This window comes from Nocardiopsis camelliae (genome assembly GCF_028993595.1).
Lineage (GTDB): Bacteria > Actinomycetota > Actinomycetes > Streptosporangiales > Streptosporangiaceae > Nocardiopsis > Nocardiopsis dassonvillei.
In genome coordinates this window covers 4,021,271-4,043,386 of record NZ_CP118614.1, presented here as the reverse complement: position 1 = coordinate 4,043,386, position 22,116 = coordinate 4,021,271, and the positions used below count along the sequence as shown (strand labels likewise).

The following is a 22,116-nucleotide window of genomic DNA, read 5'->3' as shown; positions in this document are numbered from 1 at the left end:
GGGGAGGGGTGTCGGTGTTCGCGCACCTGCGGACGGCGTCCAACTACTCGTTCCGGCACGGCACCGCCGCCCCGGCCGCGCTCGTGGCCCGCGCCGCGGCCGACGACCAGCCGGTCGCGGCGCTCACCGACCGCGACAGCCTCTTCGGCGCCGCCGAGCACGTCCACGCCTGCCGCGAGGCCGGAATCCGACCCGTGCTCGGCGCCGACCTGGCACTGGCCGCCCCGGGCGGCGGCCGCGCCGTCCTCCTCGCCCGGGGCCCGGCCGGATGGGCGTCCCTGTGCCGCCTGGTCACCGCCGCCCACCACCGCCCCGGCCCGGTCGCCACCACTCCGGGCGAGGTCGCCGAGCACGCCCGGGGCCTGGTCGTGCTGCTGGGCCCGGACTCCGACGTGGGACGGGCCCTGGCCGGGCGAGAGGCGAGCCGCGCCCGCGCCCTGCTGCGGGCCTGGCGCTCCACCGGCGCCGAGATCGCTCTGGCGCCGCACGACCACGGCGCCCCGGGCCAGCGCGAGACGGTCCGCGCCCTGGTGCGCCTGGCCGACGACCACCGGGTGCTCGCGGTGCTGACCAACGCCGTCCGGTACCCGACCCCGGCCGACGCCTCCCTGGCACGGTCCCTGGACCGGATCCGCCAGTGGGCGCCCGGCGGCTACACCCCCGACCCGCCCACCGACCGGGCACACCTGGCCACCGGCGCCGAGATGCTCACCGTGGCCACGGCGGTGTGCGCGGGAGACCGCTCCCGGGCGCGACGGCTGCTCGCGCACACCGCCGCGCTGGCGGCCTCCTGCGCCCTTGACCCGGCCGCGGACCTGGGCATGGGACGCCTGCACCTGCCCCCGCGCCCCGGCGCCGCCGCCGAACTGCGGGCCCGGTGCGCCTCCGGCGCCGCCCGCCTGGGCGTGGACCGGGACGGCCGCGCCCCGGCACGTCTGGAGGCCGAACTCGCCGTCATCGACCGCCTGGGCCTGTGGTCCTACTTCCTGACCGTGGCCGACGCCGCCGACGCCGTCCGCGCCAAGCACATCCGGGTCTCGGCGCGCGGCTCGGCCGCCGGAAGCCTGGTCGTGCACCTGCTCGGCATCAGCGCCGTCAACCCGCTGGAGCACGGCCTGCTCATGGAACGCTTCCTCACGCCCTCCCGACCCGGCCAGCCGGACATCGACCTGGACGTGGAGTCCGCGCGGCGCCTGGAGGCCTACGACGCGGTCATCGCCGCCCACCCCGGCGCCGCCGCGGCGGTCGCGATGGTCGACACCTACCGGGCCCGCTCGGCCCTGCGCGACGCCGGGGCCGCCCTGTCCCTGCCCGCGGCGGAGGTCGAACGCATCGCCGCCGCCTTCCCCCGGGTGCGCGCCGCCCGTATCCGCCAGGCCGCCCGGGAACTACCGGAGCTGTCCCGGGTCGGCGGCGCCCCCCTGACCGGCGAGCACGTGGAGCGCCTGTTCACCCTGGCCGAACGGCTGGACGGTCTGCCCCGGCACCTGGCCATGCACCCCTGCGGGCTCGTGCTCACCGGCGCCGAGCTGACCTCGCGCGTTCCCACCCAGCCCTCCGGCGCGGGGTACCCGATGGTCCAGGCCGACAAGGACGGGGTGGAACCCTGGGGCCTGCTCAAACTCGACATCCTGGGCGTGCGGATGCAGTCCACCCTGGCCCACGCCCAGGCCGAGATCGCGCGCACCACCCGCACCGCCCCGGACCTGGAGGCCCTGCCCGACGCGGACGCGGCCACCGCCCACATGATCGCCACCGGCAACACCCTGTCCTGCTACCAGATCGAATCCCCCGGTCTTCTCTACTGTCTGAGTCACTGTCGGTTTTTGACCCGGACATTGGTATGGAGACATCTGTATGGAGGAATCCGAGGGCTCTTGGGCTGTGGAGTTCTACGACCTCAGCCGGGACTTCCCTGTTCCTGCGGACGACGTGGCTCTGGGGCAGTTGGGCGACGTACACGAAAGAGCACGTGAGAACGGCGCGCGGGATGGAACGCCGATCATTTGGTCGAGGCGGCATGGCACGGATCCGTGGATTAACCTCTTCTTCCGTGCTGACGAGATCGTGTCCAAGCAGCGAACCACGTGGCGCCGGTACGCCTACGCCCTCGTTGTTTGGTTGAACTTCTTGGAGCAGCGGGGAAGGTTCTGGTACGAGGCGAGCAAGCGTGACTACAGCGACTTCAAGCACTGGCGGATGGCGGATCCCCGCAACTACTGGCGAGTGGAGGGGACGTCGTTCGACACCGACCGGGCGGGGTTGAAGCGGTTCTATGCATGGGCCTCTGGTGAGTACGAGGTCTTCAACCCGATCCCGTCGCAAGCTGCCCAGTCCGGTGGCAACTTTGGTCAGGGTGCGCAGCGGCGGGATCCTTCCCGTCCTGCTGGCGCTCCTCGACGTCAGGTGAAGTGGCTGCTTCGGAAGGCCTTTGAGCAGTGGCGGGACGTGGGTCTGAGGGGGTATGGGTTCGACGGTCTCCGGCCGCAGGGGTGGAACGGCTTCAACGAGGATCGCAACGCGGCGTTCGTCGAGGGGCTGTGGGGCACGGGGTTGAGGCTGGAGGAGTGGGCGAGTGTGCTGGATGTCGAGCTGCCATCGAGCCCTGTGACGAGCCGGTACCCGAAGGTGTGGCTGTCGCAGTCCTGTGCGAAGGGGCGCCGTTATGGACGTAGCTACCGGATCCCCCGGACGGTTGTGAAAGCCATGGCGGGCTACATGGACCCGATGGAGGGATCGCGAGCGGAGGCGGTCAGGCGGGCGCGGTTGGTCGGCCGATACGAGCGTGTGCAGGGCCTCGTGATCGTGACTGGGCACAATTCGCGGACGAGGACGCTCACAGTACGTACCCCGCGCGGGGGTGTTGCGACGGTGTCCCTCGACGTGCTGGGACCACAGGAGCGGCTGCGGCTGTTCCGGGAGACGGAGGATGGGCTGGATCCGCTGGCGGTCTGGCTGAGCGTCGACGGGATGCCGCATCGGGCTCACAGTTGGGAGAACACGTTCGCTGCCGCCAACTCCCGGGTGGCCGAGGCGTGGGCGCGGTCACGGTGGCCCGGGTTCGGCGACCTGGATCTGGAGGAGCGCAAGAGGCGGACGGGCCAGTGCCCCCTGTGGGTTCGTCCGCACATGCTGCGGCACTCCTATGCACTGGCCTGGTACTCCGTCCTGAGCGCTGTATGGGAGCAGCGTCTTCGTGGGTTCACCGAGGTGGACAAGCATGCGTTCCGCGAGCAGTTCGGCGATGTCTGGTACCAGTTGGCGACGATGCTCGGGCATCGCAACCCGCAGACCACCCGGGACTGGTACCTGGCGCCCTTCGCTGCTTTGGAGGTCGACTACCTGATGGCGCTGATCGACGGTGACCAGCGGGAAGCTGTCGACGTCCTGCTGGGGAGGATCACCGGGGACAGTGCGTTGGTTCTGTCTCCCGTTCCCGTGGATGGGGAAATCCTCGACGACCCGAAGGATCATGGGTGAGTAGGAGAGGCCGTAAGGCGAGTGTTCCTCCTGGGGACTGGCAGGTGCTGGAGCGGCTTGTCCTCACGCAGGACGAGTGCAGTGTCTTCTTCGTTGAGGAGAAGGGGCGGCGCAGCAAGGTCTTCGACTTTGCGAAATTGCAGGTCAGTGTGGGTATCCAGCAGTGGTTGGCTCGGTCGTTCGCACGGGCCACGGGGCCGACTTCGGGAGTCAAGCGGATCAGGGCTGCCGAAAGTCTTTGGGACAGCGTGCGGGTCTTGGCGGGGCATCTCGGGAAAGTGCGCCCGCCTGTACACCAGCCTGCGCACATCACGGCCGTACACATCAAGGAGAGTTTGCTCGCCGTACCGCCGGGCTCCAAGAAGGCCCATGTTGAACGGCTGCGTGTGATCTTCCGTGCGGACCAGGAGTTGGTGGTCGAGGCTCGAAACGCCATCCTGCACGGGCGGTTGCCCGCGTACGAATCGAAGGTGCAGCCCTACAGCCGCGCCGAGCATCAGGAGCTCATGACTGCGGTCCGTCGTGACATTCGCCTGGCCCGCGATCGTATTCAGGCGGGGCGGGAGCTCCTGGCTGCGTACCGTCGTGGCGATCTGGGCTCGCCCAGCCGTTTCAACCATGTCGAGAAGATCGGTCGAGTGTTGGACACCCTTGACCGGACCGGGGATGTGCCACGACGCGTGACGCCGTCGTCGCCGCGTGGTGGTATCCCCTTCTGGGTGCAGGCATTGGGCGGGGTCCACGATCTCGTTTCCCGGTTGACGCTGACACGTAAGGAGATGGTGGCGTTCTGCTTGATGCTCGTCGATTTGACCGGCGAGAACCGTGGAACGATCGGAGAGTGGCCAGCGGCGCACTTCCGGCCGGATGGTGACCTTGGTGGGCCCGCACTGGCTCTTGTGGACGCAGTGAAGCCACGTCGCGGGCCGTCGTTGGAGTTCATGGTGACCCCGCTGGAGGACGTGCCTGTGTCGCTTGTCGACGTGCTGAGGGCGGAGGATGACGACAAGTACCTGTTCCGCTCCGCCTTGCGCGTCTATCAACTCCTGCTGGATCTCACGGAGCTCGCGCGACGCCACAGCGCAGAGACACACGCTTTCTGTTATCCGAAAGTCCGCGCTCGGGGAGGGCTGGCGTGGGGTCACGGCGTCCACCGGAGCGGGATTGATGCTTGGGCTGCGGGACATGGCTTTGGTCCCACGAAGAGAGCCGGTGATCCGGCAAGAAAGGGTGGTTCACCCGGTGAACTCCCTGAGGGTGGTGCGACGACCGAGCAGGGCGAAGAAGCAGAGCACAAGGGGTTGTCGGTCAACGTGCACCGGCTTCGACGGGCGGCGCTGGAGCGCCGGGGAAAACCTGTGGCACACACCAGGGAGACGTACCACGACTACCTGCGGACGAGCCGACCAGCGCTTGAGCGCGGGCGCACCGTCATGCGCCAGACGCTGGAGGAGGAGGTCACCAAGGCGCGGGCAGCACAGGAGATTCCGGTGCTGACGAAGGCGTTCCTCGCGCGTGCCACCAAGGACCCGGAGGGGGCCGCGTCCGATGTCGGCGTGGATACGCAGACCCTCGCCCGGCTGATCTCCGGAGAGCAGGACACGGTGCTGGTGGGCTGCACCGACCCGGACAACAGCCCGATCACTGGGCTCGGGAAACCGTGCGGAGCCTCGTTTCTCGACGACTGCCTGCGGTGTGAGAACGCGCGTGCTCTTCCCCGTCATCTGCCGGTCCAGGTCGAAGCTCACAGACGACTCAGGTACCTGCAGCGCGACCTCGATCCGGGCCTGTGGGCCCACCTGCACGCTGAGTCGTTCGCTCGTCTGTCCCACCTACTAGGGCACTACACCTCGGCCGAGCGCGCTGATGCCTGCGACCGCGTCACGGCTGCCGAACGGGCGCTCGTCGACGATCTCGTCAACGGAAGGATGGACCTGCGATGAGCACCGTGTCGACGTCTCGGTCCTCGGCAAGGGCGGACCTTCTACCCTGCCCAGACACCTTGGTCCTGGCCCACCGGCCGCTCCGTGCCTCAACGGACACGGCCGCACTGTCCCGCTTCGGGGAGCCGGTCTGGCACCTGGGTCCGGGGCTGCTCGACGACCAGTTGTGCCCGGTCAGCGAGAACTGGCCGCGGCTGATACCTGGCCCCTTACGGGAAGGCTTCATGACATGCGCCTGGGTCGCGCTGAACACCAACTGGCCCGCCCAACTACAGCCGGGCCTGATCGATGAACAACCCGAGGTCCTCACGGTCCATAAGTGGATCATGTCGATGTCGGTCTTCGCCCGGTGGCTGGACTCCTGCGGCATCACGCGCCTGTGCGATGTCAGCAGTCAGGACCTAAGCAGTTACAAGAACCACGTACTCGACCTGTCCAACTCCATGCAGGACAAGGGACGCCTGCTGCATGCGGTCCGGGTCCTCTGGGGTTACCGGGACGCGCTACCCGAGGAACACCGGCTCCCACGCCGCAGGCCCTGGGGCATGGCCTCAACGGATGACCTGGTCGGCGCCAAGCGCGCTCAGAGCCCGTACAACACAACACCTCGCATCGACCCCGCGACCATGGAAGCCCTGCTGGCATGGGCGCTTCGGATGATCGAGGACTTCGGGCCCGACATACGCGACGCCGCCCAGGAAGTACGACTGCTCTTGGACGGACGGCATCCGGCGACTCTGGCAGCACGTGAGCGTTTCGGCCATGCCCCCTTGAAGGAGCGTTTCGCGTCCTACCTGGCCCAACTGCAACGCGCGAACCGAGGGCTGCCCGGCACGAGACGCCGCGAGCGCCACGGCGGACAACTTGGAGTAGACCACGAGCATGTCGCCCGCATGGTGGCCTCCAGCGGTCCCTGTGTGAAGCCGTACGACGGCCTGTTGCTGTCCATGGCCGAGAACTACGGCCTTGAACTGGAATCCGACGCCTACTTCCTCGGCCCGATCACCGCGACCTTCCAAGGTGCACCCTGGCGCGACCGTCCAATCGGTGTACGTGAGGTCAACCAGCTGGTGCGACACCTGACGGCCGCGTGCTTTGTCGTGATCTGCTACCTCTCCGGCATGCGCAGCGGGGAAGTCCTACAGCTGCGGCGTGGATGCCTGCGCGAGGACGAACACGGTGGGCTCATGCTCGTCGGGCGGCGCAGCAAAGGCTCTGGCCACGATCCCGCACCCGAGCCTGAGAAGACCCAGGAGCGGCCCTGGGCCGTAGTCAGCGCGGTCGTTCCGGCTGTGGAGATGCTGGAATCACTCTCCGACGCCGATCTGCTCTTCCCGCCGAGCCGACAACGCACCACCACAGTCCGCGCACGCAGGAACCAGTCCAAGCCCTCGGGCACGATGAACGACGACATCCGGGAGTTTGTGGACTGGGTGAACACGCAATTCTCCGGCCGAGATGATCCCGCCATCCCGCCGGACCCGGCCAAGGCCATCCACGCGGCGCGCTTTCGCCGCACACTCGCCTACTTCGTGGTGCGGCGCCCAGGCGGACTCGCCGCGGCACAAGCACAATACGGGCACGTGCGCGCGAAGGTCACCCTCGGCTACGCCGGAGACGCCGACACCAGATGGATGGAAAGCCTCGCTGTTGAGGAGCTGGAGATGATCAGCGAGCAGATGGATGAGGACCTGCGGGCCTTGGCCGAAGGCGAATACGTCAGTGGGCCCTCCGCGCAGGAGTACCAGCGCAGAGTCCGCAAGGCCGGGGCCGTGTTCACAGGTCGCGTCGTCAATCAGGCCGGCAACGCCCAACGCCTGCTGGCCGGTAAGCACCCTCACATCCATCACGGGCTGGGCATGACCTGCGTGTGGCGCCCCGAGACCGCGGCCTGTCGACAAGAGCGAGAGGCGGCCGGGCTGGATGTGCGAGGGCCAGATCCACAGCTCTGCCGCACCACATGCACCAACCTCGCCTACACCGACCGCGACATCGAGAACAAGAGAAGAGAGCTCACCCGACACGAGACCGCCGCAGCCGACCCACTGTCGCCCAAGCCCCTGAGAGACAGAGAGGCGGCGAAGGCCGCCCAGGCACACGCAGTGATCGTCGCACATGACCAAGGACGGCGCGGCAACAACCGACAGAAGCCAAGGAGGGAGCGGCTCGATGGGGCGCAGACCTCGTGACCGGGACCGGGATGCTGCCGCCATCAAGACAGCGGCCGACCGGCTGCTGGCGGGTACGCCCTTGCGCTCGACCTCGGGGAAACTGACTGCCACCGAGCTGATCGTTGAGTCGGGGCTGCGTCGTGACGTGGTCTATCCACGCCACCAGGATCTGGTCGACGAGTTCCGGCTGAAGGTCCAGGCCCAAGGTAAAGTGCCCACCGTTGCCCAAGAACTCGCCGAACGGTATGCGGCTGCGGTCGAGGAGCTGGAAGATGTGAAGCAGCAGCTCGCAACGGAACGGCAGACGAACGCGTTCCTTCGCCGGATCACTGTGGAACTGTCGGTCGAGGTGGAGAACCTACGCTGCGACCACGAGGATGCCCTCGATTCCACGGTGGTACAGATGCCCCGGCGGCGCGGTCCCAGACGCCGATCTTCCACGATGGGTCCGGGGGAACCTCAGCAGAGCCCTGATAGCTAGGGAAGAGGCCAGGGCATCGTGGTGATACTGGTGGGCCGTTGAGGGCACAGGCCCACTGTGCCCGGCCGCTGTCGGCGACCGGGACGAGAGCCCCTCACCCCTGACCTGAAGGTTCAGGGAGCCTCCTGCGCAGCGAGTTCCGTGATGAGTTCCTCGATGCGCTTCTTGATCTCGTCGCGGATGGGGCGGACGGCAGCCACGCCTTGACCGGCGGGGTCAGGTAGCTCCCAGTCGAGGTAGCGCTTGCCGGGGAAGATGGGGCAGGTGTCGCCGCAGCCCATGGTCACGCACACGTCAGAGGCCTCGACGGCGTCGACGGTGAGGAGCTTGGGGTGCTGGTCGGTGATGTCGATGCCGACCTCGGCCATGGCCTCAACCACGGCGGGGTTGAGGGTATCGGCGGGTGCGGATCCGGCGGAGCGCACCTCGATGCGCCCTTCGGACAGGTGGGACAGCCAGGCGGCGGCCATCTGGGAGCGGCCCGCGTTGTGCACGCACACGAACAGCACGGACGGCTTGGCGGAGTTGGTCATGGTGGTGCTCTCTACTTCGTTTCGGGAACGGCGGGCATGGCCAGCAGGGTCAGGAGTTCGGTGATGTGGGTGTCGATCACGTCGCGGACGCGGCGCCACCCGGCCAGATCGGATGCGTGCGGGTCGGCCACGGGCCAGTCCAGGTAGTGCCGCCCCGGCACGACGGGACAGGCATCGCCGCATCCCAGAGTGACGACGATGTCGGCGGCTCCGACGACCTCTGTGGTGAGCGGCTTGGGGTAGGCGTCGCCGAGATCGGCTCCCACTTCGGTCAGGACCTCGGCCAGGCGGGGGTCCAGTTCCGCGGCTGGGGTGGTGCCCGCGGAGGAGATGGTGATGGGTCCGGCGAAGCGGTGGGCGAGCAGGGCCGCGGCCAACTGGGAGCGGCCGGAGTTGTGGCCGCACACGAACAGCACGCGGGCGGGTCGCATGCCGATCGGCTCTCGGGATGAGGCCAGGGCGTCCAGGCGTTCAGCACTCAGGCGTTCGGCCAGGACGTTGAGGTGGGCGGTGATCCGGGCGGTGGCGGCCAGGCGCTGGTGGGAGTCGTCGATGAGGGCTTGCACGGTCTCGATGGAAAAGCGGCCTTCGTGGCGTGCGGCCAGGCGTGCGGCGCCTACTTCAGTGCGCTCATGCAGGAGGGGATGGGGATCAGGTCTGGTCATGCCGGTTCCCTGGAGAGATGGGCTGTGGGTCCACACATCAGTTGCGGATGATGAGATAGTATCAGCACATGCTGATATCAGTCGATGCTGAGTTGATGAGGGTGTTGGCGGATCCTCTGCGAATGCGGATCGTGACCCTGCTCGCCCGGGAGACCCTGTGTACGACGCACCTGGTCGAGGAGACCGGGGCGCGCCAGACCAACCTGTCCAACCACCTGCGGATCCTGCGCGAGGCGGGGGTGGTGGAGACTGAGCCCTGCGGCCGGTTCACCTACTACCGGCTGCGCCCCCAAGCCCTGGAAGCTTTGTCCGAGGGGTTGGCCGACCTGGCCGCCACGGCCCGCTGTACCGGTGCGGCCGAGAACAGGAGGCCCTGCTGATGGCCTCGACCGACAAGACGACCAGCGGCACGGAGGATGGTTCCCTCGTCGCGAAACTCTCGTTCCTGGACCGGTTCCTGGCGGTGTGGATCCTGCTCGCCATGGCCGTCGGACTCGGCCTGGGACGCCTGGTCCCCGGCCTGAACGAGGTCCTGGCCGCTATGGAGGTCGGCGGGATCTCCCTGCCCATCGCGCTCGGCCTGCTGGTCATGATGTACCCGGTGCTGGCCAAGGTCCGCTACGACCGCCTCGATACCGTCACCCGCGACACCCGCCTGCTGGTCTCCTCCCTGGTGATCAACTGGCTCATCGGCCCCGCGGTGATGTTCGCGCTGGCCTGGATCTTCCTGGCCGACCTGCCCGAGTACCGCACCGGCCTGATCATTGTCGGCCTGGCGCGCTGCATCGCGATGGTCATCATCTGGAACGACCTGGCCTGCGGCAATCGTGAAGCCGCCGCTGTCCTCGTGGCGCTCAATTCCGTCTTCCAGGTGCTGGTCTTCGGCCTGCTGGGCTGGTTCTACCTGGACCTGCTGCCCGGCTGGCTGGGCCTGGACACCAACGGGCTCGACGTCTCCCCTTGGACCATCGCCTTGAACGTCGTGGTCTTCCTCGGGATCCCGCTCGTGGCGGGATTCCTCACCCGCCGCATCGGTGAGAGGAAGCTGGGCCGCGAGCGCTACGAGACCTCCTTCCTGCCCCGGATCGGCCCCTGGGCGCTCTACGGGCTGCTGTTCACCATCGTGTTGCTCTTCGCCCTCCAGGGAGAGAAGATCACCAACCAGCCCCTGGACGTGGTGCGCATCGCGGTGCCGCTGCTGGCCTACTTCGCCCTCATGTGGTTCGGCACCTTCGCCTTCGGCAAGGCCATCGGCATGACCTACGACCGCACCACCACGCTGGCCTTCACGGCGGCGGGCAACAACTTCGAACTGGCCATCGCGGTCGCGATCGCCACCTTCGGTGTCACCTCCGGGCAGGCCCTGGCCGGGGTCGTGGGCCCGCTGATCGAGGTGCCCGTACTCATCGCCTTGGTCTATGTATCCCTGGCCTGGCGCAAGCGCTTCGTGCCCGCACGCCGGTAGACAGAGCCGCCTTGGAAAGCGGAGGCCACGGTCTTGCGTGGCCTTCGCTCAAAGGTTGCGGGATGGGCGCAGCGCACATCACCAAGGCCACCATCGCGCAGACCACCCACGACCTTGTGGAGGAACAGGGGCTTGCGCTGTAGTGAGCGGGGTGTGGGTTCAGTGCCACTGGAGGGCGCGCGCACCGCGCGCGGTGGCCCGGTAGACCCCAGGCGCACCAGTGGGTTCGGCATAGTCCAGAGACTCCAGCACCCACAGCAGCCGCGCGATGAGGTGGGCGCGGGCCGTGAGCGGGGTGCTGTGCCGCCACATGTCGGCGATGCCCTCCGCGGAAGCCGGTCCGTCGTCGCACAGGGTCCGCAGCGCCCGGCGCCTGGCGGCGCTGAGGTGGCGCAGAGAGAGCGCCTTCTCCTCGTCCGCGTTATCGGCCTCGAACATGGTGGCCTCTACCTGGCGCATGGTGGTCTTCTCTTCCTGGTGTGAGCTCGTTGGGGCGGTCCTCTTGCACCTGCGCACGCCTGCGTCAACGGTGTGCGCGAGCCAGAAGTCGTCGCACGACGTGTCGGGCGTCGCGCCCGACCCCGCGCAGGGTGGCCGAGGAGAAGCTGTGCTGGAACTCCAGTCCCACGTATCCCAGCCCTGGCACGGTGGTTGATATTCCGCCCCGGTGCAGCGGGCGTCCCTGGGCGTTGAGCGCTCCGGTCGAGGAGAGGTAACCCAGTGCGGGCAGGTACCCGGTGGCCAGCAGGACGGTGTCCACCTCCTCCACCGTGCCGTCCGCCCACACCGCCTTCCCGCCCTCCAACCGGGTGAACATCTCGCGGTGATCGGGGTTGCCCGTGGCGAAGGCCGCACGGTAGCGGCCGTCATCGTTGACCAGCGTCGGACCCTTCTCCCACACGCCGCGCAGCGGCGCGGCGTCCAGACCGCTGCGGATGAACCACCAGTGGATGTCCCGGCCCAGGGGCCGCTGGTTCGCCCAAGCCACTGGGGAGCGGGTGGCCAGGCTGACCCGGGCGACCCCTGCCAGTTCCGCGGCGATCTGGACCCCGGAGTTGCCGCCGCCGACCACCACGACGCGCTGGCCGGTGAAGGGCTCGGGGGAACGGTACTCGGCCGCGTGCAGAACGGTCCCGGTGAACTCCTCCAACCCCGGTAGCCGGGGCCGGTGGGGCCGGGTGAAGCCGCCGGTGGCCGAGACCACCACCGCCGAACGCACCCCGGACCCGTCAGCGGTGGTGATGAGGAACCCGTGCCCGTCACGCTCGACCCGTTCCACCCGTTGGCCGTAGCGCAGGTCGGCGTCCAGGCGGGAGGCGTAGTCGCGCAGGTAGTCCACCACCTCGTCCCTGAAGGGGTAGCGCTCCGGGTCGCCCGGCAGCGCGTACCCAGGCAGGGAGGAGAAGCGGGCGGGGGAGAACAGGGTCAGGCTGTCGTAGTAGTGCGGCCACGAGCCGCCCGTCCGGTCGGCCGCCTCCAAGGCGAGGGGGCGCGGACCGCGCCGGTTGGCGGCCCGGTCGGTGGCCAGGCCCGCCTGGTCGGCGCCGATGACGGCGAGGGGAACGTCTTCCATGACGGGGGTTCCTTGGCTTGTGTGAGGACGTACCCGTCACAGGGGGAGGTTCAGGAAGAGGCGGAAATCCGCTCGGTGCGGGTGGCCAGGGCGGTCAGCGCGCCGAGCGCCGCCACGACTCCCAGCGCCGCGAACGCCGCCGGATAGCCGCCCAGTGGACCGGCCAGGGCGGCGCCCGCCCAGGGCGCGACCGCGATGGCCAGCATGAGCGGGGTGTGCATGAGGCCGTTGAGGGTGGCGTAGTGCTCCGTTCCCCACCGATCGGACACCGCGGTGGCCTGGAGGAGGGTGAGGATGCCGCGTGCCATGCCCGCCAGCACCGCGATGGCCAGGACCAGCCCCAAGGATCCCGGTACCAGTGCCAGGAGAAGGGTGGTCACCGCGCAGGCACCCAGCACGGCCACGGCACGCGGTACCGGGCCGGTCCACCGTTCCAGGGGCGCGTAGACCAGGCGGCCGAGCACCTGTCCCACACCGCCCACCCCCAGTGCCCAGGCCGCTTCCGTCGTGCCGAAGCCCTGTTCCTCCAGCAGGGGAACGATGTTGACCACGACCGCGTAGACGGTGAAGGACCCCAGGGCCAGAGCCGTCGTCAGGGCCCAGAACGCCCGACCGCGCACGACGGCACGCGCGCTCTGCCCTCGGTCGCCCCGGTGTCCGACACCTCCTGGGTTCCAGCCTCGTGGCAGGGCGAAGGCGTGCAGGGGCACCACCACGACCAGGAGCACGGCCGCGAGCACCAGGTAGGCGCTCCGCCACCCCCAGGCTCCCTCCAGGAGCGCGGTCAGGGGAGCGAAGACGGTGCTGGCCAGCCCGGCGGCCAGGGTCAGCGCGGTCAGGGCCCGCACTTTCGCCTTCCCGTACCAGTGGGTCAGGGCGGCGAAGGCCGGAGGGTAGAACAGTCCGGCCATCGCGGCTCCGGCCACCAGCCAGCCGGCGGCGAAGACCCACGGGTCCGGGGCCAGGGCGATGGCCGCCACGGCGGGAGCCGCGAGCAGGGCCGCCGCCGTCATCGCCGGGCGCGGACCCCGGGCCTGGAGCCAGCGCCCGACCGGGACACCCGCCAGTCCCGCGATGACCTGGGAGGCGGAGAACAGCGCGGTCACCGTGGTCAGGGACCATCCGGTGTCGGCGGTGATGCTCGGAGCCAGGACGGGGAGGGCGTAGAACAGCACCCCGTAGCTGGTGGTGACGGTGACGCACAGGGCTATCAGGCCCCGGCGCGCCCCGACCACGGTGGGTGCGGGCGCGCCGGAGACCCGACCGGACACAGGTGTCACGAGACCCGGTCCGGCTCACCCAGTTCGACTTGCTGCGACGACGCGCCGGAGCAGCCATCGCTCTCGGCCGTCACGCCGGAGCAGCCGCCGCTCTCGGCCGTCGTGTCAGGCTCCTCGGACAGGCCTCCGCCGCTACAGACCCCTGTTTCGGGCAGGACCAACTCCACCCGGGCGGCGGCCTCGCGGTCCCCGGCCAGGTGCGCGGCGATGCTGCGCGCCTGCTCGTAGCCGGTCAGGGCCAGGAAGGTCGGGGCGCGCCCGTAGGACTTCATCCCGGCCAGGAAGAACCCCTCCTCCGGGTGGGAGAGCTCGGCGGCGCCGTGCGGGTAGACGGTGCCGCAGGAGTGCACGTTGGGGTCGATGAGCGGGGCGAGTTCCACCGGCGCCTGGAGGGCGGCGTCCAGGCCGAGGCGGACCTCGGACAGGAAGGACAGGTCGGGGCGGAACCCGGTGAGGGCGACCACCTCGTCCGCGGGATCCAGCTCCCGGCCGTCCTCGTCGGCCAGCACGAGACGGTCGTCCGCTGATCGCACCTCGGCGGTGCGGAACCCGGTGACCACTTCGATGTCTCCGGCCTCCACCGCGGCCTCGGCGCGCTGTCCGAGCGCGCCGCGTGCGGCCAACTGGTCGGCGGCCCCGCCGCCGAAGGCGTCGCCGATCTGACCACGGCGCAGCACCCACACCGCCTTGGTACCCGGGCTCTCCTGGGCCAGCGAAGCCAGGGCCACCAGGGCGGTCAGCGCCGAGTGCCCGCTTCCGACCACGGCCGTGGTGCGGCCCGCGTGGCGCGCGCGGACGACGGGGTCGGCCAGGTCGGGAACACGGTAGGCCAGGTGTGCGGCCGCGGCGGTTTCGCCCAGCGCGGGCAGGCCGTCGCCGCCCGCCGGGTTGGGGGCGCCCCAGGTGCCGGAGGCGTCCACGACTGCGCGGGCGAGCATCCGCTCCTCGCCGCCGGACGTGCGCACCCGGACGGTGAACGGCTGTCCGGCGCGCCCGGAGTCCACGACCCGGTCGCGGCCCAGGCGGCTCACCCCGGTCACCTCGGTGCCGAAGCGCACCCGCCCGCCCAGGGCGGCGGCCAGCGGGGCCAGGTAGGAGTCGACCCACTCGGCGCCGGTCGGGTAGCCCGCGTCGTCCGGGCGCCGCCAGCCGGTGGTGGTGAGCAGCCTCTCCGCCGCGGGGGCGACCAGGTCGCGCCACATCGAGAACAGGCGCACCTGCCCCCACTCAGCCACCGCCGCCCCGGCGGAGTCCCCCTTCTCCAGGACCAGGACCGGAAGGTCGCGCGCGACCAGCTCCGCGGCTGCCGCCAAGCCTGCGGGTCCGGCTCCGATCACCACGACGGGACGCTCGTCGCCCATGACGCACCTCTTTCATCGACTGGTGTCTATGGATTGGGACTCTATCGATGCCCGCCGATGGGCGCAACCATAGATCGTGGTCGATAATGTGAGGCATGACCGTGACGCAGCCCGAGCGCACCGCTCCCGCACTGCCCCAGTCCGACGCCGAGACCTACGCCGCCTGGTTCGCCTGCCTGGCCGAACCCATGCGCGTCCAGCTCCTGCACGCCATCGCCACCACCCCCGGCTCGGTCAGCGTGGGACAGCTCGCCGAGATGGTGGAGGTCCGCCAGCCCACGGTCTCCCACCACCTGCGCAAGCTCGCCGACGTCGGGTTCGTGACCCTCACCAAGGTGGGCACCTCGACCCGGGTGGCGGTCAACCCGGCCTGCTGCACGGGCCTGCCGCACGCCGCCGACGCGGTGATGGGGATGCTCAACGCGCGGCCGTGCTGCCCCACCGACCTGCCCGCCGACGTCACCACCCGCGCCATGACCGACGCGGACCTGGAGGCGGTCCGGGAGATCTACGCCCAGGGCATCGCCACCGGCCACGCCACCTTCGAGACCGAGATCCCCGCTGTCGAGGCCCTGAAAGGGAAGTGGATCCCGGGGCACCGGTGGGTCGCCGAACTCGACGGGACCGTGGTGGGTTGGGCCGCCGCCTCACCTGTCTCCGTCCGCGAGGTCTACGCCGGGGTGGCCGAGACGTCCGTGTACGTCGCCGAGGGCGCGCGCGGCCGGGGCGTGGGCAAGGCGCTGCTGTACCGGCAGGTCACCGAGGCCGACGCCGCCGGACTGTGGACGCTCCAGACCTCGGTCTTCCCCGAGAACCGCGCCAGCCTGGCCCTGCACCACAAGGCGGGCTACCGCACCGTGGGCGTGCGCGAGCGCGTCGCCCGCCACCACGGAGTCTGGCGCGACACCGTCCTGCTGGAGAGGAAGCCTCCGGAAGACATCCAAGTCGAGTCGTGTGAGAAGGGTGGCACGGTGAAAGTACGCACCGTGAACCAGTGAGGTCTCTCAGGAGTACGGACCTCTCTGTCGATGGCTCCTGCTAGATCCCCAGGGTGGCCAAGTAGGTGATGCTGATTGCGCTCCAGGGCCGTGCGGTAGTGCCCAGTGTCGTTGAGGCCGCGAAGTCGACACTTTCAAAACCGACACGTGACTTGACTAATGAACGGGGCAGCGCTCCCTGGTCACCCGGTTGCGCCCCCGCCACCTGGCCGACCTGGTCGCCGACATCAGCCTGTTCCGCCCCGGACCCATGGGTGTGGACATGGTCGCCGCCTACCTCGACGGCCGCGCGGGCACCCCGACCCCGGCCCCGCACCCGAGCCTGGACCCCGTCCTGGCCGAGACCGGCGGCGCCCTGCTCTGGCACGAACAACTCCTCCAGGTCCTGGACGCCTACACCGGTTGCGGCCTGGACCGCGCCGAAGCCATGCGCCGCGCCCTGGCCACCGACCAGGGACGGGCCCAGGTCGAAGCCGAGGTGCGCACGCTGGCCGCCCAGCGCGGCCACCCCGCCCGGGTCACCGACCAGGTCTGGGACATGGTCGGCGCGTTCGGCGCGTTCGGGTTCTGCCGCGCCCACGGCACCGCGTTCGCCGCGGTGACCTACCAGTCCGCCTACCTCAAGCGCCACCACCCGGCCGCGTTCACCGCGGGGGTCATGGAACACCACCCGGGTATGTACCCGCGCCGGGTCCTGCTCCAGGACGCCCGACGCACGGGCGTGCCGGTGCTGGGCCTGGACGTCAACGCCTCCCACTCCACCTGGCGCGTGGCACGCGTCGAGGCGGCGGGCCCTCCCCGGTGGGGGGTGCGCCCTCCGCTGGGCGACGTGCCCTCGCTCCCGGCCGCGGCGGTGGAGCAGATCCTGGCCCGGCGTCCCTTCACCGGCCTGGAGGACGTGCTGGAGCGCACCGACCTGTCCGGGCAGGGGCTGGACGACCTGATCCTGGCCGGAGGCCTGGACAGCCTCGTCGGCGGCCACGTTCAGCGCCGTGACGCCCTGCTGCGTGCCCATGCCCTCCGGCGCTCCCACTCCGCACGGCCCGCTCGGGGCCAACTCACCCTCACCGACGCGTCGGCGCGCTCCAGCCCGGTCGGGGCGGTGGCCATGACCCGTGCCGACGCCGTCGCCGAGGAGTTGCGGGTACTGGGCTATGAGCTGTCGGGGCACCTGCTGGACGCCCACGCCGAGGACATCGCGCGCCTGGCGGCCCACCACCGTCTGACCCTGGCCCGGGACCTGCACCGGTGGGAGGACGGTGCGACGGTCACCGTGGCGGGGCTGCGCGTGAGCGTGCAGACCCCTCCCACGCGTTCGGGCCGTCGAGTGGTGTTCGCGACCCTGGAGGACCGCACCGGCCTGGTCGACCTGGCCCTGCCCGGCCGCGCGCAGCGGCACTCGGCCGCCCCGGTGTTCGGCGGCGGGGTGCTCGTGGCGCGCGGCCGGATACGCCGGGCCGCTCCCGGCGCCCTGGCCACCGTGGACGCCGTCGACGTGCGTCCGTTGGGAGAGGTGACCAGGACGCGTCGCACCCGTCGGAGCGGCCCGTTCTCGGGCGGGCGGGAATAGCCAGGCGTTGGTCACCGCCGGTTCGCCATGCGGTCTGCGGGCACCCCGGTGCAGGTCGTTGGCCCGAGCTCCGCGCACGCGGAGGTGACCCGGGCCGCAGGGCCGGTTCCGGGCAGCCGGGCCGCCCTCACGGCTGGGTGCGTCGCTCGGCGGCGTCGAACGCGGGCGCCAGCGGGGCCAGTGCCGCGCGGATCTGCTCGGCCAGTGAGCCGGAGGGCACGACCAGCCCTCCGGCAACGGAACCCCCGCCGCCCCCCGCGTTCCCGGTCGGCTGGAGCCAGCCTTCCAACGCGATGCGGACCGCCGCGGCGACGCTCGCCGCGAGAACGCGGGCTGTGTTCGCTCCGATGTCAGACAGCCGTTCGGCGATCACCACCGCGAGCGGGGGTTCGATACCGGCGGTGGTGCCGAGGAAGGCGTCGCGCAGTGCGGCCTGGGCGGTGATCAGCAGCAGTGCCCGGTGTTCGCGCTCACCGGTGTTCGTGTACTGCTCGACGACTGCTTCGGTGACGGCGTCGGCCAAACGCACTTCTGCGGGCCGGGCCGCGACCTCCGCCGCGATCCGCGCCTCACGGTCCGCGGTGACAGCGGAGACGATCGCCTGCTCGCGGCTGGCGAAGTAGTTGTTGTAGGTGCGCGGTGAGACTCCGGCCGCCTCGGCGATGTCCTCGACCCGCACCCGGTCCGGCCCGCGCTCCACGGCCAGGCGCAGGGCCGCCTCGCGTAGCGCCTCGCGTGTGGCCTGCTTCTTCCGCTCCCGCAGTCCTGGTGGTGGTGTCGTCACGGTGTCAGCATCCCATACATGGCTGCGTGCACGCAAAATTGCGTGCGCGCACTTTTTCTGTCAGCCTCGGAACGACCGAGACCGACGGAGAGGACCTCGCCATGCGAGCAAGGGGAATGACCTACGACACCGGGTTCGTCACGCACGGCCGGATGTCCCGCGAGCACTTCGACCCCGCGGTGGTCAGGCGCGAGCTCGCCATCATCCGCGACGACCTGCACTGCAACGCGGTCCAGATCATCGGCGGCGACCCGGACCGGCTGGAGTCGGCCGCCGTTGCCGCCGCCGAGCTCGGACTGGAGGTCTGGTTCTCGCCCTATCCGCTGGAACTGCGTCCGGAGCAGATCCTCACCCTCTTCCGCGACTGCGCCGCGCGAGCGGAACGGCTCCGGCGTCAGGGGGCCACCGTCGTGTTCGTCGCGGGGGTCGAGCTGAGCGTGATGAACCACGGGTTCCTGCCGGGGGAGAGCCCCGAGGAGCGGGTCGAACAGCTGATGAGCCGACCCGAACGGCGGGTCGAAGCGATGCGCGAGCTCGGCGTGCGCGTCAACACGTTCCTCCGCGACGCCGTGGCCACGGTCCGAGAACGCTTCCAGGGCAGGCTCACCTACGCATCCATCCAGTTCGAGCAGGTCGACTGGACCCCCTTCGACATCGTGACGTACGAGCTGCTCCGCTCCGCCGAGGTCGCCGACCGGTTCCGTGACGCGGTGCGCACCCTGGCCCGGGGCCCGAAGCCGCTCGCCGTCACCGGGTTCGGCACCGCGGCCTACCGCGGCGCGGGAGACCGCGGTGGGCGGGTGCTGGACGTGGTCGAGCACGACCCGCTGACGAGGGACCCCGTGCGTCTGAACGGCGTCTACGAGCGGGACGAGGCCGGTCAGGCCGCATATCTGAGCGAACTGCTGGAGATCTTCGAGGCCGAGGGCGTGGACAGCGCGTTCGTGTTCCTGTTCGCCTTGCCCGGCTACCCGCACCGTCCGGACGGCGACCCCAGGGACGACCTGGACCGGGCCGGGCTGGGCATCGTCAAGCTCCTCGAAGAGGGCCGTGGGCAGAGCTACCCGGACATGGAATGGGAGCCCAAGGCCGCCTTCGCGGCGGTCGCGCGGCGCTATCACAGGTGACGGGCCCCGCGCACAGTGGCCGTGGTGCGTATTCCGACGAACGCGGGGCGGGCTCGGTGTGTACGGAGGTTGACCGGCTCACAGGGAGCTGGCGGGCCTCCTCGCTGAGGGCGTTCGCCAGGGTATTCGGCTAAGCGTGCGAACAGGGTTGACGGCGCTGACAGGCCAGGACAGAGCGGGCCCAGGGTGTTCGTTCCGATGCCCCGACTCATGGTGTACTGCCACCTGTTCGCTGGAGCGGGGGAGGGCGGGCTGGCTGGTGCCCCCCGGGCAGGCGGGGACGGCCCTGGCGTCCATGAGGGGCTCGGGTTGCTTCCTGCGCATCCGCGGCCCAGGAAAGCGGGCAGGGCCCCGTTCCCGTGGGAAAGCGGTGTCGCGGCCGCGGAACCCGGGCCGCGTCGCGGGCGTCTGATACCGCGACACAACCGGACAGCGGGAGGGCGGGCGGACATGACGATGTTCCAGGAGGGGGAGACCGTGCTGGGCTCCTGGGTCGCCGCGCTGCCGATCGGCTCCCTGGACCTGTCGCTGCTGGGTGGGGACCTCGTACTCACAGGCCGACGCCTGGTGTTCGTCCCTCTCATGAACACCGTCTTCGGCTTCGCCGGACACACCCTCGGACACGGCGAGATCCACCGGGCGGACGCGATAGGACCTCTGCGGTTGCGTCTGGCCAGGAGAGCCGGTGGTCACCGCGACTACCTGGTTCTCGCCTCGCGTTGGAGCGCGGTGTGGGAGGCGGACAACACCTTCGCCCGCGACCACGCCCTGGCCCGGATCAACGAGGTCCTCGCCCGCTCGTAGGGCTGACGATCCCGCAGACGGGCGTGTGCGGAACGTTGCGGGCGGCCAGCACCAGACACTGCGCAGTCGACCGCCCCTACCCGTGCAGGCGATCCAAGGCTGACAGGACCTCGCCGTCGGGGTCCTCCACCATCTCCTCCGCCTCACTGGTGAAGGAGAGCACCGCGTTGAACAGCTCCATGGCGTCCTCGGTCCGGCCGGGACGCTCCAGCTCCTGTACCGCGTCCACGGCGCTGTACACCGCCCGGGCGTACTCGGCCGCTTGTTCGCAGGGAACCGGTTCGGTGATGTGCAGGGCGCCCTCGAACAGGGTCCGCAGCGCCTCGGGGCTCCCGGACGCCACCACCGCCCGTGCCTCCAGGTCCAGGGTGAGCGCGGGGGAGCGGTCGGCCTCCTCCAGCAGCAACTCCACCAACCGTTCGCGGTCCAGGGTGTGCAGGTAGGAGGCGACATCGGGTACGGAGGACGCGGTTCCGCCGTGCCCGCCGATCCTCGCGCACCCGTGGTGCGGTCCGGTCGGCGGGCACGCCCGTCAGGGACGCCGCGCGGACGCGGGGTCAGCCGCCCGCGGGCGGTCCGCCGTTCGGGCCGCCGGACGGGACCTCCCCGGAGGGGGGAGTCCCGCCGCCGGGGCCGCCCGTTCCGGAGGACTCCTGCTGGGTGGCGCTGCCGGCGTAGTCGTTGCTCGGATCACGGTAGATGGTGTGCACGTGCCCCCACCCCGCCGTGGTATACCCGTCCACGTCGGCGCCCGCCGAACCCCGCTGGTTGGAGAACTCGGCGTAGACGTTCGGGCCGGAGACCTGGAAGTGGATGCCCTCGCCCCGGGTCATGTCGTACTCGGTCGCCCCCGACCAGTTCACGTAGGTCTCGTCCAGGGTCGCCTCGACCTCGGCCAGGGACTCGGCCGTGGTCTCCTCGTCCGACAGCCCCACCCAGTTGGCGACCACGTCGAGCAGCAGCCGCCTCTGTTCCCCGGACAGGTCCGCCCCGGAGATCCCGGTCGCCGTCGGGTAGGAGCAGGTGTCGCCGGGAGCGCAGGAGAGGTCCCCGACCTCCGACCCCTGGTACAGCTCGGCCCTCTGCTCCTCGGTCAGGCTGTCGTAGAAGGCGAAGGCCGTCTCGTACATGTTCGCGAGCGGCTGGACATCCTCGCCCTCCTCGTCGGTGTAGACGGCGGGTTGGGAGCCCAGGTGCGTGGGCGCGAACGTGATCGAGTCGTCGGCGCCGTCCAACGTGGCGTTCACGCCGAGGTGGTGCCCGCCGAACTGCACCTCCCAGGCACCGGAATCGGAGGGGGCGCCGAAGAAGGCGATGTAGTACTGACCCAGCGAGTCCTCGGTGCTGGAGCTGTTCTCCAGGAGGAACTCGTCGCCGCCCATGATGTCGGTGACGGTCTCGTACCCCTCCCCGCTCAGCAGCGCCTGGAGGACCTCCATGGCCGCCGCCCTCTGCTCCTCGTCCAGGTCCTCCAAGTTGAGCCCGGCCCGGTCGACGAAGGTGACCGGGAAGTTCGACCACGTCGTGGTCTTGGCCTCGTCGTCGTAGGCGTACACCAACTGTTCGCGCTGTTCGTCCGACAGCGTCGCCATGAGGGCCCGCGCGGCGGACGCGGTATCCGCGATCGTCTCCCCGGTCGTCGCGGACGACGTGTCCCCGGAGCCGGTCGTCTCCGACGCCGACGACGTGGCGGCGGCCGACTCCGGGGCGGTGGTGTCCGGCACGGCGCACCCGCCGAGTGCGAGAACGGCCGTCAGCAGCACCGTCGCGGCCCACGCTCCCCGTGTGCGTTTCGGTCGGTGCCGCGCGTTCGCGGTCTCCCGATCGGTGGTGTTCGTCATGGGGACGAAGGTAGGGAACGAACCTTGGTGTTTCCTGTGT

Annotated in this window: 20 protein-coding genes; 11 read left to right on the top strand and 9 right to left on the bottom strand. The window is 70.1% G+C overall.

Features of this window, described 5'->3' with window-relative positions; genetic code table 11:
* Window positions 1-14: 14 nt before the first annotated feature.
* The 5 genes from PV789_RS17705 to PV789_RS17685 are packed head-to-tail and all read left to right on the top strand — an operon-like array spanning window position 15 to window position 8,075.
* Complete coding sequence (locus tag PV789_RS17705) at window positions 15-1,976, top strand: PHP domain-containing protein (protein WP_274973676.1); 1,962 nt, start codon at window positions 15-17, stop codon at window positions 1,974-1,976.
* Window positions 1,858-3,480: a site-specific integrase gene (locus tag PV789_RS17700; RefSeq protein ID WP_274973675.1), complete on the top strand. Its 1,623-nt coding sequence runs from the start codon at window positions 1,858-1,860 to the stop codon at window positions 3,478-3,480. The genes PV789_RS17705 and PV789_RS17700 overlap by 119 nt, the downstream gene beginning before the upstream one ends.
* 44 nt (window positions 3,481-3,524) lie before the next feature.
* Window positions 3,525-5,423, top strand: a complete 1,899-nt coding sequence (locus PV789_RS17695) for a hypothetical protein (protein ID WP_274973674.1) — start codon at window positions 3,525-3,527, stop codon at window positions 5,421-5,423.
* 59 nt (window positions 5,424-5,482) lie between these two features.
* Window positions 5,483-7,612, top strand: coding sequence for a site-specific integrase (locus PV789_RS17690; RefSeq protein WP_274973673.1), 2,130 nt, complete (start codon window positions 5,483-5,485; stop codon window positions 7,610-7,612).
* Window positions 7,593-8,075, top strand: a complete 483-nt coding sequence (locus PV789_RS17685) for a hypothetical protein (RefSeq protein ID WP_274973672.1) — start codon at window positions 7,593-7,595, stop codon at window positions 8,073-8,075. The genes PV789_RS17690 and PV789_RS17685 overlap by 20 nt, the downstream gene beginning before the upstream one ends.
* 113 nt (window positions 8,076-8,188) lie before the next feature.
* Here the strand turns inward: PV789_RS17685 and PV789_RS17680 are convergent, their stop codons facing one another.
* Together PV789_RS17680 and PV789_RS17675 are read right to left on the bottom strand one after the other, a co-directional pair.
* On the bottom strand, window positions 8,189-8,608 hold the full coding sequence (locus PV789_RS17680; protein WP_274973671.1) for an arsenate reductase ArsC: 420 nt from the start codon (window positions 8,606-8,608) through the stop codon (window positions 8,189-8,191).
* A gap of 11 nt (window positions 8,609-8,619) precedes the next feature.
* Window positions 8,620-9,273, bottom strand: a complete 654-nt coding sequence (locus PV789_RS17675) for an arsenate-mycothiol transferase ArsC (protein WP_274973670.1) — start codon at window positions 9,271-9,273, stop codon at window positions 8,620-8,622.
* Window positions 9,274-9,368: 95 nt separating this feature from the next.
* On the opposite strand from PV789_RS17675, the gene PV789_RS17670 reads away from it, so the two are divergent.
* Together PV789_RS17670 and arsB are read left to right on the top strand one after the other, a co-directional pair.
* Entirely contained in the window at window positions 9,369-9,653 is a 285-nt protein-coding gene (locus tag PV789_RS17670; RefSeq protein ID WP_274978170.1) for an ArsR/SmtB family transcription factor, read from the top strand.
* A complete protein-coding gene (arsB, locus tag PV789_RS17665; protein ID WP_274973669.1) occupies window positions 9,653-10,738 on the top strand; it encodes an ACR3 family arsenite efflux transporter in 1,086 nt (361 codons plus the stop codon). Before PV789_RS17670 ends, arsB begins: the two co-directional genes overlap by 1 nt.
* 159 nt (window positions 10,739-10,897) lie before the next feature.
* On the opposite strand, the gene PV789_RS17660 is transcribed toward arsB, so the two are convergent.
* The 4 genes from PV789_RS17660 to PV789_RS17645 form a co-directional block, all read right to left on the bottom strand.
* A complete protein-coding gene (locus PV789_RS17660; protein WP_274973668.1) occupies window positions 10,898-11,197 on the bottom strand; it encodes a hypothetical protein in 300 nt (99 codons plus the stop codon).
* A gap of 64 nt (window positions 11,198-11,261) precedes the next feature.
* Entirely contained in the window at window positions 11,262-12,311 is a 1,050-nt protein-coding gene (locus PV789_RS17655) for a flavin-containing monooxygenase (RefSeq protein WP_274973667.1), read from the bottom strand.
* A 50-nt stretch (window positions 12,312-12,361) separates the two neighbouring features.
* Window positions 12,362-13,582, bottom strand: a complete 1,221-nt coding sequence (locus tag PV789_RS17650; RefSeq protein ID WP_498047481.1) for an MFS transporter — start codon at window positions 13,580-13,582, stop codon at window positions 12,362-12,364.
* A 5-nt stretch (window positions 13,583-13,587) separates the two neighbouring features.
* Window positions 13,588-14,952, bottom strand: coding sequence for an FAD-dependent oxidoreductase (locus PV789_RS17645; protein WP_274973665.1), 1,365 nt, complete (start codon window positions 14,950-14,952; stop codon window positions 13,588-13,590).
* A gap of 95 nt (window positions 14,953-15,047) precedes the next feature.
* Between PV789_RS17645 and PV789_RS17640 the strand changes: the two genes are divergently transcribed.
* Window positions 15,048-15,950 carry a helix-turn-helix domain-containing GNAT family N-acetyltransferase gene (locus tag PV789_RS17640; protein ID WP_274973664.1) on the top strand — a complete coding sequence of 301 codons (903 nt, stop codon included), beginning with the start codon at window positions 15,048-15,050 and terminating at the stop codon, window positions 15,948-15,950.
* 178 nt (window positions 15,951-16,128) lie between these two features.
* On the top strand, window positions 16,129-17,520 hold the full coding sequence (locus PV789_RS17635; protein WP_302475403.1) for a helix-hairpin-helix domain-containing protein: 1,392 nt from the start codon (window positions 16,129-16,131) through the stop codon (window positions 17,518-17,520).
* Between the two features lie 127 nt (window positions 17,521-17,647).
* Here the strand turns inward: PV789_RS17635 and PV789_RS17630 are convergent, their stop codons facing one another.
* Window positions 17,648-18,304 (bottom strand): TetR/AcrR family transcriptional regulator, encoded by a 657-nt coding sequence (locus PV789_RS17630; protein WP_274973662.1) that lies wholly within the window; start codon window positions 18,302-18,304, stop codon window positions 17,648-17,650.
* A gap of 116 nt (window positions 18,305-18,420) precedes the next feature.
* Between PV789_RS17630 and PV789_RS17625 the strand changes: the two genes are divergently transcribed.
* Window positions 18,421-19,431 (top strand): hypothetical protein, encoded by a 1,011-nt coding sequence (locus PV789_RS17625; RefSeq protein ID WP_368045840.1) that lies wholly within the window; start codon window positions 18,421-18,423, stop codon window positions 19,429-19,431.
* A gap of 450 nt (window positions 19,432-19,881) precedes the next feature.
* Complete coding sequence (locus PV789_RS17620; protein WP_274973660.1) at window positions 19,882-20,235, top strand: hypothetical protein; 354 nt, start codon at window positions 19,882-19,884, stop codon at window positions 20,233-20,235.
* Window positions 20,236-20,311: 76 nt separating this feature from the next.
* On the opposite strand, the gene PV789_RS17615 is transcribed toward PV789_RS17620, so the two are convergent.
* Together PV789_RS17615 and PV789_RS17610 are read right to left on the bottom strand one after the other, a co-directional pair.
* On the bottom strand, window positions 20,312-20,650 hold the full coding sequence (locus PV789_RS17615; protein WP_274973659.1) for a hypothetical protein: 339 nt from the start codon (window positions 20,648-20,650) through the stop codon (window positions 20,312-20,314).
* A 142-nt stretch (window positions 20,651-20,792) separates the two neighbouring features.
* Complete coding sequence (locus tag PV789_RS17610; protein WP_274973658.1) at window positions 20,793-22,076, bottom strand: DUF3500 domain-containing protein; 1,284 nt, start codon at window positions 22,074-22,076, stop codon at window positions 20,793-20,795.
* Window positions 22,077-22,116: the final 40 nt, after the last annotated feature.

Coding starts and splice junctions, on each gene's coding strand:
- PV789_RS17700 (WP_274973675.1), top strand. CDS start 1,858: ATGGAGGAATCCGAGGGCTCTTGGGCTGTGGAGTTCTACGACCTCAGC.
- PV789_RS17685 (WP_274973672.1), top strand. CDS start 7,593: ATGGGGCGCAGACCTCGTGACCGGGACCGGGATGCTGCCGCCATCAAG.
- PV789_RS17680 (WP_274973671.1), bottom strand. CDS start 8,608: ATGACCAACTCCGCCAAGCCGTCCGTGCTGTTCGTGTGCGTGCACAAC.
- PV789_RS17675 (WP_274973670.1), bottom strand. CDS start 9,273: ATGACCAGACCTGATCCCCATCCCCTCCTGCATGAGCGCACTGAAGTA.
- PV789_RS17670 (WP_274978170.1), top strand. CDS start 9,369: ATGAGGGTGTTGGCGGATCCTCTGCGAATGCGGATCGTGACCCTGCTC.
- arsB (WP_274973669.1), top strand. CDS start 9,653: ATGGCCTCGACCGACAAGACGACCAGCGGCACGGAGGATGGTTCCCTC.
- PV789_RS17660 (WP_274973668.1), bottom strand. CDS start 11,197: ATGCGCCAGGTAGAGGCCACCATGTTCGAGGCCGATAACGCGGACGAG.
- PV789_RS17655 (WP_274973667.1), bottom strand. CDS start 12,311: ATGGAAGACGTTCCCCTCGCCGTCATCGGCGCCGACCAGGCGGGCCTG.
- PV789_RS17645 (WP_274973665.1), bottom strand. CDS start 14,952: ATGGGCGACGAGCGTCCCGTCGTGGTGATCGGAGCCGGACCCGCAGGC.
- PV789_RS17640 (WP_274973664.1), top strand. CDS start 15,048: ATGACCGTGACGCAGCCCGAGCGCACCGCTCCCGCACTGCCCCAGTCC.
- PV789_RS17625 (WP_368045840.1), top strand. CDS start 18,421: ATGACCTACGACACCGGGTTCGTCACGCACGGCCGGATGTCCCGCGAG.
- PV789_RS17620 (WP_274973660.1), top strand. CDS start 19,882: ATGACGATGTTCCAGGAGGGGGAGACCGTGCTGGGCTCCTGGGTCGCC.
- PV789_RS17610 (WP_274973658.1), bottom strand. CDS start 22,076: ATGACGAACACCACCGATCGGGAGACCGCGAACGCGCGGCACCGACCG.